11 protein-coding genes and 1 pseudogene are annotated in these 12,784 nt (G+C 40.6%); 10 read left to right on the top strand and 2 right to left on the bottom strand.

The features are described 5' to 3' along the window. The first annotated feature begins 316 nt into the window (after positions 1-316). Both AC1FXZ_RS07640 and AC1FXZ_RS07635 read left to right on the top strand, forming a co-directional pair. Positions 317-1,504 (top strand): PDZ domain-containing protein, encoded by a 1,188-nt coding sequence (locus tag AC1FXZ_RS07640; RefSeq protein ID WP_480052219.1) that lies wholly within the window; start codon positions 317-319, stop codon positions 1,502-1,504. Positions 1,505-1,534: 30 nt separating this feature from the next. Continuing rightward, entirely contained in the window at positions 1,535-1,762 is a 228-nt protein-coding gene (locus tag AC1FXZ_RS07635; protein ID WP_480052217.1) for a DUF2198 family protein, read from the top strand. Between the two features lie 174 nt (positions 1,763-1,936). On the opposite strand, the gene AC1FXZ_RS07630 is transcribed toward AC1FXZ_RS07635, so the two are convergent. Both AC1FXZ_RS07630 and AC1FXZ_RS07625 read right to left on the bottom strand, forming a co-directional pair. After that, complete coding sequence (locus tag AC1FXZ_RS07630) at positions 1,937-2,422, bottom strand: universal stress protein (protein WP_480052215.1); 486 nt, start codon at positions 2,420-2,422, stop codon at positions 1,937-1,939. Between the two features lie 117 nt (positions 2,423-2,539). Further along, a pseudogene (locus tag AC1FXZ_RS07625) lies at positions 2,540-2,734 on the bottom strand (SulP family inorganic anion transporter); the annotation flags it as partial. Positions 2,735-2,927: 193 nt separating this feature from the next. Between AC1FXZ_RS07625 and AC1FXZ_RS07620 the strand changes: the two are divergent. The 8 genes from AC1FXZ_RS07620 (at position 2,928) to lgt (ending at position 12,517) form a co-directional block, all read left to right on the top strand. Next, entirely contained in the window at positions 2,928-3,158 is a 231-nt protein-coding gene (locus AC1FXZ_RS07620) for a DUF2187 family protein (protein WP_480052213.1), read from the top strand. A 145-nt stretch (positions 3,159-3,303) separates the two neighbouring features. Next, complete coding sequence (gene uvrB / locus AC1FXZ_RS07615; protein WP_480052211.1) at positions 3,304-5,286, top strand: excinuclease ABC subunit UvrB; 1,983 nt, start codon at positions 3,304-3,306, stop codon at positions 5,284-5,286. 7 nt (positions 5,287-5,293) lie between these two features. Beyond that, positions 5,294-8,158: an excinuclease ABC subunit UvrA gene (uvrA, locus tag AC1FXZ_RS07610; protein ID WP_480052209.1), complete on the top strand. Its 2,865-nt coding sequence runs from the start codon at positions 5,294-5,296 to the stop codon at positions 8,156-8,158. Between the two features lie 618 nt (positions 8,159-8,776). Beyond that, positions 8,777-9,892 carry a DUF4097 family beta strand repeat-containing protein gene (locus AC1FXZ_RS07605; RefSeq protein ID WP_480052207.1) on the top strand — a complete coding sequence of 372 codons (1,116 nt, stop codon included), beginning with the start codon at positions 8,777-8,779 and terminating at the stop codon, positions 9,890-9,892. A gap of 74 nt (positions 9,893-9,966) precedes the next feature. Next, on the top strand, positions 9,967-10,164 hold the full coding sequence (locus tag AC1FXZ_RS07600; protein ID WP_480052205.1) for a PspC domain-containing protein: 198 nt from the start codon (positions 9,967-9,969) through the stop codon (positions 10,162-10,164). Between the two features lie 4 nt (positions 10,165-10,168). After that, on the top strand, positions 10,169-10,513 hold the full coding sequence (locus AC1FXZ_RS07595; protein WP_480052221.1) for a phage holin family protein: 345 nt from the start codon (positions 10,169-10,171) through the stop codon (positions 10,511-10,513). A 152-nt stretch (positions 10,514-10,665) separates the two neighbouring features. After that, positions 10,666-11,604 (top strand): HPr(Ser) kinase/phosphatase, encoded by a 939-nt coding sequence (hprK, locus tag AC1FXZ_RS07590; RefSeq protein ID WP_480052204.1) that lies wholly within the window; start codon positions 10,666-10,668, stop codon positions 11,602-11,604. A 67-nt stretch (positions 11,605-11,671) separates the two neighbouring features. Next, complete coding sequence (lgt, locus tag AC1FXZ_RS07585; protein ID WP_480052203.1) at positions 11,672-12,517, top strand: prolipoprotein diacylglyceryl transferase; 846 nt, start codon at positions 11,672-11,674, stop codon at positions 12,515-12,517. The last annotated feature ends 267 nt before the right edge of the window (positions 12,518-12,784 follow it).

Below are 12,784 nucleotides of genomic sequence, written 5' to 3'. Positions count from 1 at the left end.
AAAAAAGAGGTGAACTTCCTCTTGGTCATTTGGCTTGAAGCAATGAGCGAAGTCTCTGCATCTTTTAAGCCAGCCTGAGCGGGTTCCTCAGGCAGGCGCGCAGAGAACGAAGCCATTGCAAAAATGAGAGGTGAACTTCCTCTTGGTCCTTTTGCTTGAAATAACAGGAAAAATCCATTTGGTTGGTTTGTAAACAGGAAAACAGCTGATAAATGTCGAAAAATAAAGGTACGTTCTTCTTATGCTGAAGGATGTACCTTTTCATGTAAATATGATACGTTTAAAGAAGGAAAGACTAGTTGAAGGAGATACAACTATGCTACAAGACATATTACAAAGCATTGGATTCTTTTTTGGATATTTTTTTATTAATCCTCTCTTGTATATCGGGCTTTTTGTCGTTTATTTATTTTCGGGAGCGCGTGTTAAACAAGAGCGTCTTGCGTTTCATACTAGGGTGTATGCGCGTATGGCCGATATTACCATACCATTTTTGTCTGCGACATTAATGGGGATCTTTGTTTCTGTTATAACAATTGCATTAGGATTAACGATCACGCTGCCATTTATAGCAGTATTGGCAATTATATATATCCTATTTGCTTTAACCTTGCAAATACGTTGGATTTCTCCAGCGTTTGTGTTAGGGGTTGTCTTGCTACTATACGGGGCAGAACCATTGATAGGCTCTATTGCTTTATTCGTACCTCTTTATCAAGAATTAGCGCAAATTCCAATTGTCATCGTAGCGTGTTTATTAGCGATTATGGTTATCGTCGAAGGGCTATTAATAAGGATCAACGGTGCCACTTATACGTCGCCATTACTTGAGCGAAGTAAACGTGGCAAGTGGGTAGGCATACATGTGGCGAAAAGGTTATGGATGGTTCCAGTTGTCTTATTCATTCCAGAAGGCATTGTTCCGACGATTGCGTCATGGCCAGTTTTAACGGTTGGTGACCTGAGCTTACAGCCAGTGCTAGTTCCTTTTTTAATAGGGTTTCAGCAACGTGTACGTGGATCGCTTCCTGCTGTTCCGATTCATCAGATGGGGATGAATGTTATTTATTTAGGGATTCTATTCTCATTTTTGGCCTTTGGCAGTTACTATGTCCCTCTGTTAGCAGTCATTTTAGGTGGATTGGCAATTGTTTCAAGAGAACTTCTTTCTTACTTTGTTAGAGTACGTGAGAAGAAGCTGCCCGTATTTTTTACGAATCAAACGAAAGGTTGCGTTGTCCTCGGAGTGTTACCGGGAAGTCCTGCTGAAAAGATGAACATTGAAGTCGGGGAGAAAATTGTTAAAGTCAATGGACAAGAAGTCCAGGATGAAACGAGCTTTTATGAAGCTTTGCAAATCAACTCGGCATTTTGTAAAGTAGATGTACTGAATCATGAAGGAGAAGTACGTTTTGCCAAAGGTGCCCTGTATGATGGTGAACATCATCAATTAGGTGTTTTATTAGTAAAGGATGAGATGGACCTTCAAGATTCGATTGTTTAAATAAAGGTAAAAAGGAGTTTAAATAGACGGATGATGGCAGATCTAATTGTAGCCCTTATCATCCCGTTTCTGTTAATGATTGTTGTGACAAGAGTTACATTTAGTTTAGTAGGGGCTTGTCTTGTAACGTGGATGATTGTCATCGTTGCATTACAAATTCATCAGCAATCATGGATAATGTGGGTGATAGCAATCGTATCATTTAGTTTGGGATTTTTCGTAGCCAAGAAAAGGTTGAAGCACAAACCAGGAATGTAGGGGAAAGGGCTGTCTTAAAAGTAGATTTGGCAATGGCTTCGTTCGCTACGTATCTTGAGAAGAAGAAACCCACTTCTTAAAAAAATGTACCGATTTCGCTCATTGCTTTAGGGGGGTGTGCCAAAGGTTACGTTCAAATTACCCTTTGGCACTCTCCCTTTTTAATGTTTGGTACTATTTTTTCAGGGTATGAACGTTTTTATATTTGTAAGCGTTTACAACATTATTTTTAGATGAAACTTTTGACTTGATAATCATCACGGGGCAACGAACTCGTTTTGCGACTTTATGACTGACGCTCCCTAGGACAAGTTCTTGTAGTTTGCTTTTGCCTCTATTTCCAACGATGACAAGGTCAAATTTGTTTTCATTAGCATACGTAACAATTGATGGACCAGGATCTCCTTTAAGTATATGAGTTTCGTACTCAATGCCTGCTGCTTCAAGGAGTTGTTCAGTGGTTCTTACTTTATCCGTTTTCTTATCTCTAGTGGAGGAGTTCCAATGTTGTAATACTTCGGCTTTAGATTTTGAGATGTCGATAACATAAACAATGTGAATTTTAGCGTTCTTATTAGGTTTAACTAGTTCAATGGCTCTGTTAGCGGCATAGTGAGCAGAATCTGAACCATCAGTCGCTAATAGAATTTGATTTAACATTATTTACACCTCCAAAAAGGTAACATTTCATTTTGGTTTTGTTAGTTCTATAGTATTCGCTTTTCTTATTTTGAAGACCTTCTTTTAAAATCTTATGTATGAAATTGAACCGTTGTGAAGTTTTCCAGGTCTGCCACCTACAAAGGCAATAACGACAGGAATGAGGAAGGAGGAATAAAGTCCAACCATCGGATCAACACCGGCAATGAGTGAAAAGGCAATCGCTTCAGGGATCAACGCAAGTGCAACGACAATTCCGGCTAAAATGTCTCCTTTTGTATTACCAAACCAGTCTGATGTTAAAGTATTCATGACAATCATCCTTTTTAGAAAAGTTCCTTCTAGTAGCTTCTGAAATAAGGGGAAATTTTATATTGGTAAAAAAAAGAAATAACAAAGCATGAAAAGTAGAAAATGTTATAATAAATCTCTTGATTCATAGTAGGGGAGACTTTAAACTAATAGGCAGAAGAAAACATAAATTCAAGAGGAAAAGAGGATATTTATGGCTTTTAATAACGAAGAACCAATAAATGAAAATGCTGCTGTCTTGAACGAGAAGATTATTTACGACGGCATCGAAATGAAAGTAATTGCTGTCTATAATAATAGTGTGGCTGCAGAATTTTTAGAATTTCCTGTAAAAGGAAGAGAAGAAGAATTTCCTCATGAGAGAACAGCTATTAACCACAAGAATTATCAAAGAACACGTGAAATACTGGATACAAATAAGTAAGGAAGCAAAAGGAAGGCACAACGATGTGTTCTTCCTTTTGTTTTTTTGTATTTTCAAAAACAAACGTTCGCATTGTTTGCGTTACAACTGGTAGTCTATGGTATAATACAGCTACTTATAAACAGTTCGTTGGGAGGTAATCGGATTGAGCGAGACGTTTGAGTTGGTGTCGGCGTACGAGCCAGAAGGAGACCAGCCAGAAGCGATTAAAAAGATTGTTGACGGTCTCAAAGAGGGGAAGAAACATCAGACATTATTAGGTGCTACAGGGACGGGAAAGACATTCACGATGTCAAACGTTATTAAAGAGGTGAACAAACCAACGTTGGTAATGGCTCATAACAAAACACTCGCTGGACAGCTTTATAGTGAGTTCAAGGAGTTTTTCCCAAACAATGCCGTGGAGTATTTTGTCAGCTACTACGATTATTATCAGCCAGAAGCCTACGTACCAAGTTCAGATACCTTTATTGAAAAGGATGCAAGTATTAATGATGAAATTGATAAGCTTCGCCACTCCGCAACAAGTGCGTTATTTGAGAGGAATGACGTCATTATTATCGCGAGTGTTTCGTGTATATACGGCTTAGGTTCTCCGGAAGAATACCGCGAGCTCGTTGTCTCACTTAGAGTCGGGATGGAATTGGATCGAAATGAATTGTTACGTCAATTAGTCGATATTCAATATGACCGAAACGATGTTAACTTTACGCGAGGAACATTCCGTGTTCGTGGCGATGTTGTTGAGATTTTCCCAGCATCAAGAGACGAGCAGTGCATTCGGGTTGAGTTCTTTGGTGATGAAATCGATCGAATGACGGAGGTCGATGCCCTTACCGGGGAAATAAAAGGGGAACGAAACCATATTGCCATTTTCCCTGCATCTCACTTCGTTACCCGTGAGGAAAAGTTAAAAAAAGCAATTGCTAACATTGAAGTAGAGCTGGAAGAACGTCTAAAGGAACTCAATGAACAAGGGAAATTGCTTGAAGCGCAGCGACTTGAACAGCGCACGCGTTATGATATTGAAATGATGGCCGAGATGGGGTTTTGTTCAGGGATTGAGAACTACTCGCGCCATTTAACGTTACGTAAATCAGGAGCAACTCCGTATACATTGATAGATTTCTTTCCTGAAGATTTCCTGTTAATCATGGATGAGTCACATGTTTCGTTACCTCAAGTAAGAGGAATGTACAACGGCGATAGAGCACGGAAAGAAGTCCTTGTTAATCATGGGTTTCGGTTGCCGTCAGCTCTTGATAACCGACCATTGAAGTTTGAGGAGTTTGAGGCTAAGGTTCATCAAGCTGTCTATGTATCTGCTACACCAGGCCCATATGAACTGGAGCATACGCCAAAAATGGTTGAACAAATTATTCGTCCAACTGGATTGCTTGATCCGACGATTGACGTTCGTCCTATCGAAGGCCAGATTGATGATTTAATCGGTGAAATTCATGCTCGTGTTGAACGAAATGAACGGGTACTAGTGACGACGTTAACGAAAAAAATGTCTGAGGATTTAACCGATTATTTAAAAGAGATTGGCATTCGTGTCCGTTATTTGCACTCGGAAGTGAAAACATTAGAGCGGATTGAGATTATCCGACAGTTGCGAATGGGGACGTTTGATGTTTTAGTTGGGATTAACTTGCTCCGAGAAGGGCTCGATATTCCAGAAGTTTCACTTGTCGCGATTTTAGATGCTGATAAAGAAGGATTCCTCCGTTCTGATCGCTCGTTAATCCAAACGATTGGAAGAGCAGCTCGTAATGCTAATGGTCATGTCGTGATGTATGCAGATAAAATAACGAAATCAATGAATATTGCGATTGAAGAAACAAAGCGTCGTCGGACCATTCAAAAGGAACACAATGAAAAGCATGGTATCACACCACGTACGATTCAAAAGAAAATTCCAGATGTCATTCAAGCAACACTAGTAGCTGAAGAGACCGAAGAGGCTCGTTATGATGCAGCACCAAAGCAAAAACTAAGCAAAAAAGAAAAACAAGAGATGATCGAACGAATGGAAAAGGAAATGAAAGATGCAGCACGGGAGTTAAACTTCGAGCGAGCAGCTGAACTTCGTGACCTTGTTCTCGAATTAAAAGCGGAAGGGTGAGAAAACGGTGGCATTAGAGAATATTGTTGTAAAAGGAGCGCGTTCTCATAATTTAAAAAACATCGATGTGACAATTCCACGTGATAAACTCGTTGTCTTAACGGGTTTATCAGGATCTGGGAAATCGTCTTTAGCATTCGATACGATCTATGCGGAAGGACAAAGGCGTTACGTCGAATCACTTTCAGCTTACGCTCGCCAATTTTTGGGACAGATGGACAAGCCTGATGTTGATGCCATTGAAGGCTTATCACCTGCGATTTCAATCGATCAAAAAACAACGAGCCGTAACCCCCGTTCAACGGTCGGAACGGTGACAGAAATTTCAGATTATTTACGTTTGTTGTATTCTAGAATCGGGAAACCAGTTTGTCCGAAGCACGGCATTGAAATTTCATCACAGACGATTCAACAAATGGTTGATCGTCTTGTTGAATATCCAGAGCGAACGAAAATGCAAATTCTCGCCCCATTAGTATCTGGACGAAAAGGAGCTCATGTCAAAGTTCTGGAAGATATAAAAAAACAAGGTTACGTTCGTGTCAGAGTGGACGGGGAAATGCGAGAAGTGGCCGAAGAGATTGAACTTGATAAAAACAAAAAGCATAGCATTGAAGTAGTAATTGATCGTATTGTCATCAAAGAAGGGATTGAAACAAGGTTAGCTGACTCATTAGAATCTGCATTGACGTTAGCTGATGGACGTGTATTAGTTGATGTGATAGGGGAAGATGAATTGCTCTTTAGCCAGCATCACGCTTGTCCGGAGTGTGGATTTTCGATTGCAGAGCTTGAGCCACGCATGTTTTCATTTAATAGTCCGTTCGGTGCTTGCCCTTCTTGTGATGGTCTTGGGTCTAAGCTTGAAGTTGATATTGATTTGCTGGTTCCAGATCGGACTAGGACGTTGCGTGATCATGCCATTGCAGCCTGGGAGACAACAAGCTCGCAATATTATCCACAGCTGTTAGAGGCTGTATGTGAGCATTATCAAATTGACATGGACATACCGGTTGAACAAATACCTGAAGCACTTCTTGATAAAATTTTATATGGAAGTGGAACGGAGAGAATCTACTTTCGCTACGAAAATGAATTCGGGCAAATCCGTGAGAACCTCGTTTTATTCGAAGGGGTCGTCAACAATGTTGCGCGTCGTTACAAGGAAACAAGTTCCGATTACATACGCGAGCAAATGGAAGGATATATGAGAGAGAAGCATTGTCCGACCTGTAAAGGGTATCGTCTCAAAAAAGAAGCATTAGCAGTGTTTGTCGGCGATAGTCATATCGGCCAGGTTGCAACTCTTTCTGTTAAGGATGCGAAAGTCTATTTTGATCAACTGGAATTATCGGAAAAGGATCAGGCAATATCTCGTTTAATCTTAAAAGAAATCAATGATCGCTTAGGCTTTTTAATGAATGTAGGGTTGGATTATTTGTCGCTTTCTCGCTCGGCTGGAACGTTATCTGGTGGTGAAGCGCAGCGAATTCGCCTTGCCACACAAATAGGTTCTTCATTAATGGGCGTTCTCTACATATTAGACGAGCCCTCAATTGGTTTACACCAGCGTGACAATGATCGTTTGATTGAGACACTTGAACATATGCGCAACTTAGGAAATACGTTAATTGTCGTGGAGCATGATGAAGATACAATGCTAGCAGCAGATTATATTATTGATATTGGACCTGGCGCAGGAGTTCACGGTGGTGAAATTACAGCAATAGGGACACCGGAAGAAATCATAAATGATGATAATTCTCTTACGGGACAGTATTTAGCCGGCAAAAAATTTATCCCGGTACCAAATGAACGTAGAAAATCTGATGGACGCTCGTTTACGGTGAAGAAAGCAAGTGAAAACAATCTCAAGAATGTATCTGTCACATTCCCACTAGGTGTCTTTATCGCTGTCACTGGAGTCTCAGGTTCTGGGAAAAGTACACTTATTAATGGGATTGTCTATAAGGCGCTTGCCCAAAAATTAAACCGAGCAAAAGAGAAACCAGGACAACATAAAGAGATCGTTGGACTCGATGAAATTGATAAAGTAATAGAGATAGATCAATCACCAATTGGACGAACGCCTCGTTCCAACCCAGCAACCTACACAGGCTTATTTGACGATATCCGCGATGTCTATGCCTTAACGAATGAAGCAAAAGTTAGAGGTTATAAAAAAGGTCGCTTTAGCTTCAATGTAAAAGGTGGTCGCTGTGAGGCGTGCCGTGGTGATGGGATTATCAAGATTGAGATGCACTTTTTGCCAGATGTTTATGTTCCATGCGAAGTATGTGAAGGCAAACGCTACAATCGTGAAACGCTCGAGATCACCTACAAAGGCAAAACCATAGCCGATGTACTCGGAATGACAGTTGAAGAAGGCTTGGAATTTTTCACAAACATTCCAAAGATTAAACGTAAAATCCAAACACTCGTTGATGTCGGTTTAGGGTATATTACACTCGGCCAGCCAGCTACCACATTATCAGGTGGAGAAGCACAAAGGGTCAAACTTGCTTCTCAACTGCATAAACGTTCAACAGGTCGGACGATCTATATTTTGGATGAACCGACAACAGGTCTTCATGTAGATGATATCGCTCGGTTGTTAAAGGTATTGCAGCGCCTCGTGGACAATGGCGATACAGTTCTTGTGATCGAGCATAATTTAGATGTGATCAAAACCGTTGACCATATTATCGATTTGGGTCCAGAAGGTGGCGACAAAGGTGGTCAGCTTGTAGCACAAGGAACACCTGAAGAAGTGGCATTAGTTGAGGGATCCTATACAGGGAAGTATTTAAAACCAATTTTAGAGCGTGACAAAGAACGGATGAACCAGTTTATCGAAGATGTCACGGTGTAGAAGATTGAATGCGTGGTGAAGGTGATTCGACCGAAGGCGTGAACCTCCGAGCTAGGAGAAAAGAGGGATCCAGAGAGGTCGACTGAAGGCGTGAACCTCTGAGCTAGAGAAAAAGAGGGACTCAGAGAGAGCGACTGAAGGCGTGAACCTGCGAGCTAGAGAAAAAGAGGGACTCAGAGAGAGCGACTGAAGGCGTGAACCTCCGAGCTAGGGGAAAAGAGGGACTCAGAGAGAGCGACTGAAGGCGTGAACCTCCGAGCTAGAGAAAAAGAGGGACTCAGAGAGAGCGACTGAAGGCGTGAACCTCCGAGCTAGAGAAAAAGAGGGACTCAGAGAGAGCGACTGAAGGCGTGAACCTCCGAGTGAGAGAAAAAGAGGGACTCAGAGAGCGACTTAACCTCTCCTTCTTTATCTCCACCCTCATCATACTAACTAAAAAATACCTCAGCTCTTTTAGCATCTCGATGCTGCCATGATTAGAACAAAGAATCATGGCAGCATTTTTTTTTAGAATTTGGAAAAGAATTAATAAAGATGAAACATGTTTGTGATTGTTTTCGTAATAGAATATAAGTAGTATACGATTTGCCCATAAAATTGTTTGAGGGAGTGGGAATGTTGGAAGAAAGAAAAATGATATTAAAAATGATTGAAGACGGAAAGATTACAGCCGAAGAAGGGATAAAACTACTTGAGGCGATTGAAAAACCAGGACCTTCTTCTAATGCAAAAGAAGAAGAGAAGGAACCCGCGTCTACACAATTATCGAAAAATGTAAAGTGGGATGAGGGCGAGCAATACCGTGAACGAGCGAGGCAGGCTGCCACTTCAACAGCTAATTTATTTACCTCGTTCATTGAAAACACTATTCAAAAAATCAAGGATGTCGACCTCGATTTTAATTTCGGTCCTTCCATTGAAGTGGATCACATTTTTCAACATCGGGATGTCGCACCAGCTTCACTTGATGTATCGCTTGAAAATGGTTCGATTTTGTTTGAGCCTTGGGATGAATCAGATGTTCGGGTTGAGTGTAAAGCAAAAGTATATCGGGTAAAGGATCATGAGGAAGCACGTCGTGTGTTTTTGGAGGAATCATCCTTCCGTGTCGATGAGCGAAAGATGCTCTTCCATACGAAGACGAAATCGATTAAAGTCCAAACGACTGTCTATGTTCCACGATCAGCGTACGACCATATTAAACTTTATACATTTAATGGTCAGCTAACGGGAGGAGCGTTCACTAGTGAAACGCTTGATGTAAATGCAATTAACGGCACGATTACTTTCGCCTCTGTAAAAGCTAAAAAGGTGATGGCCGAAACAGTAAACGGAGCAATTGAGTGCAAGCAGGCTGATATTGATGTTCTTGATGCGAAAACTATTCATGGTAATATTACAATTACAGGGAAGGTTCAAGACTTTGACGCTGAAACAGTAAATGGATCGGTCACATATGAACTTGAAGCATTATCTGAATCAGGATATGCTGATTTAAAAGCAACAACAGGAAGTATCCATTTGGTGATACCAAAATCGATTCGAATCGAGGGGAAATTGAAAACGAATGTAGGTGGCTTTACGATTGATCTTGATGAGTATGAAACTCTTGAAGAGAAAAAAGAATTCGCGCAAAAGTCACTGAATTTTATTGGTAATCAACAGTCTTCTCCACGTGTAAAAGTTAATGCCCTGACGAATACGGGTTCTATTGTTTTGAAAGACCAAAAGTAAGGCAAGATCTCACAACTGAAAAGCTTCAATAAAGTTTTTTTACAGTTTCAAATTGATGAAGAAAAGAGGTGATAATGATGAAACGTTTGTACCGTACTCAATATGAGCGAAAGTTAGCGGGAGTTTGTGGAGGGATAGCGAAGTATTTTTCAGTGGATCCAACGATTATTCGTTTGTTAGCTGTTATCCTATTTTTTGTCACAGGGCTTTTTCCATTCATAATCGGATATATTATCGCTGTTATAATTATGCCGAATGAAGAGGATGTGTAGAGTGATGAGATGGATTATTGGGCTTATTATAAATGCTCTCGTTTTAATGGCAATTGCTTATTTATTTGAAGGGTTTTATTTGTCTGGGTTTGCCGCAGCAATTATTGCCAGTTTGCTATTATCTATTGTCAATGCCGTCGTAAAACCGATACTTGTTGTGCTAACATTACCGATTACGATTTTAACACTAGGATTCTTTTTATTTGTCATCAGTGCGCTCACATTAAGCTTAACGGCTGGGTTAATGGGTAGTGCTTTCGTGATAGATGGGTTTGGGATGGCGATCCTTGCTGCTATTTTAATTGCCCTAATCCAAACCTTTATTGTCAAGCCAATACGAAAACGGTAAAATTGGGGTCTGACCCCTACCCTGAGGGGTAGGGGTCAGACCCTTAAAAGTATGCTAAAATGGAGAACATACTTATTTAACTTGAGTGTATCATAGGAGTGTACAAACGTTCTCAATGATTCGCTATTTAAGATGAAGGTGGGATTAACGAAGTGGCAAAGGTAACAGCAAATGACTTATTAGAACGTTTTAATTTAGAGTTATTAGCAGGAGAAGAAGGAATTTATCGAGCGATTACCACGAGTGACCTTTCTAGACCTGGAATTGAAATGGCAGGTTACTTTACTTATTACCCAGCAAAACGGCTTCAACTATTAGGTCGAACGGAGCTTTCATTTTTTGATCATCTAAAGAAACATGAAAAAGAAGAACGAATGTTAAAGTTATGTACATATGATACGCCTGGAATTATTATCTCGCGTGGGTTAGAGATTCCTCCTGAATTGATCGAGGCAGCTGAAAGAGTCGGGGTGCCTTTGTTACGTTCGAATATGGCAACGACGCGTCTAAGTAGTAGCATTACGACTTATTTAGATAGTGCATTAGCACCAATGACAGCTGTTCATGGTGTACTTGTTGATATTTATGGTATTGGAGTCCTTATTACTGGAAATAGTGGAGTAGGGAAAAGTGAGACGGCGTTGGACTTAGTCAGGCGTGGACATCGTCTCGTTGCTGATGACTCAGTTGAAATCCGCCAAGAAAATGAAGGAACATTAGTAGGACGTTCACCGGATTTAATTCAACATTTACTTGAAATACGGGGGCTAGGAATTATTAACGTCATGACGTTATTTGGTGCAGGGGCTGTTCGTCCGTTTAAGCGAATTGTTCTGTGTATTCATTTGGAGCTTTGGGATCAAAAGAAAGCCTATGATCGCTTAGGACTTGAAGAAGAGAAAATGAAAATTATTGATACAGAAATTACGAAACTAACCGTTCCAGTAAGACCTGGTCGAAATCTAGCGGTTATCATTGAAGTAGCTGCGATGAATTTTCGTTTGAAGCGACTGGGCTATGATGCTGCTCAAGAATTTTCATCAAGGTTAACAAATGTGATCGAAGAAGCGGATCATGATGAATTTCACTAACAGTGTGATAGAATAGCAAAGAGTTCATAGATAACTCTTTGTTTTAACGTGTAAGGGAGTGATGGAAATGGAAGAGAATATCGAACCATATAGTCGAATATTTCTAGAAATCGGTCCATTCACTATTTATTGGTATGGAGCTTTAATAGGATTAGGTGTTATTCTTGGTTATTTCCTTGCGACCAGAGAAGCGGTTAGGCGAGGGTTTCCAAAAGATATGTATGCCGATCTACTTTTATTTGCGTTGCCAATTGCTATTCTTTCAGCAAGGGCTTATTATGTAATTTTCAGGTGGGAGCAATTTGCTGACAATCCGATTCGGATGTTCTACATTTGGGAAGGTGGTCTCGCGATTCACGGTGGAGTGATTGGTGGGATGTTAACAGCTTACGTATTTGCAAAAAAACGAGGCTATTCGTTCTGGCAAATTGCTGATATTACGGCACCGAGTTTATTACTTGCCCAAGCGATTGGACGCTGGGGAAACTTTATGAACCAAGAAGTATATGGTGGGCCAGTAACTAGAGAGTTTCTTGAAAGCTTGATGTTACCAAATTTTATTATAAATCAGATGTATATAAACGGAACCTATTACCACCCGACTTTCTTGTATGAATCGATCTGGAATTTATTAGGTGTAATTTTATTGCTGTATTTAAGAAGATTGAACCTAAAACAAGGTGAAATCTTCATGGCGTATGTCATTTACTACTCATTTGGTCGTTTCTTCCTTGAGATGATTCGCCTTGATTACTTATTAATCGGAGGAGTCTTAAAGACAGCACAAGTGATGTCGATCATTTTAATCGTAGGAGCCATCATTTTGATCATCTACCGCCGAATGCAGCCCAATACACCACACTACCAAGACCCTGCCATACCAAAGAAAAAAAAGAAAAAGAGGAAGAAGTAACACCAAAAGGACGGTCTTCCCTTTTGGTGTTACTTCGAAGCAATGAGCGAAGCCCCTGCCAGGTTTTAAAGTTTCTGCGAGTGGTTTACTCGAAGAAACGAGCAGGGAGAGAAGCCATTGCCGTCCATGAAAGTGCTAAACAAGATAAACACCAAAAGGACGGTCTTCCCTTTTGGTGTTACTTCGAAGCAATGAGCGAAGCCCCTGCCAGGTTTTAAAGTTTCTGCGAGTGGTTTACTCGAAGAAACGAGCAGGGAGAGAAGCCAT

It is taken from the genome of Halalkalibacter sp. HAAS-P014 (genome assembly GCF_056619965.1).
The sequence above is the reverse complement of the archived record's forward strand: the minus strand, read 5'-3'. Positions and strand labels throughout refer to the sequence as shown.

Excerpts from the sequence above, each read along its gene's own strand:
- lgt (WP_480052203.1), top strand. The coding sequence starts at position 11,672 with ATGGAAGAGAATATCGAACCATATAGTCGAATATTTCTAGAAATCGGT.
- AC1FXZ_RS07640 (WP_480052219.1), top strand. The coding sequence starts at position 317 with ATGCTACAAGACATATTACAAAGCATTGGATTCTTTTTTGGATATTTT.
- AC1FXZ_RS07630 (WP_480052215.1), bottom strand. The coding sequence starts at position 2,422 with ATGTTAAATCAAATTCTATTAGCGACTGATGGTTCAGATTCTGCTCAC.
- AC1FXZ_RS07620 (WP_480052213.1), top strand. The coding sequence starts at position 2,928 with ATGGCTTTTAATAACGAAGAACCAATAAATGAAAATGCTGCTGTCTTG.
- AC1FXZ_RS07635 (WP_480052217.1), top strand. The coding sequence starts at position 1,535 with ATGATGGCAGATCTAATTGTAGCCCTTATCATCCCGTTTCTGTTAATG.
- AC1FXZ_RS07600 (WP_480052205.1), top strand. The coding sequence starts at position 9,967 with ATGATGAAACGTTTGTACCGTACTCAATATGAGCGAAAGTTAGCGGGA.
- AC1FXZ_RS07595 (WP_480052221.1), top strand. The coding sequence starts at position 10,169 with ATGAGATGGATTATTGGGCTTATTATAAATGCTCTCGTTTTAATGGCA.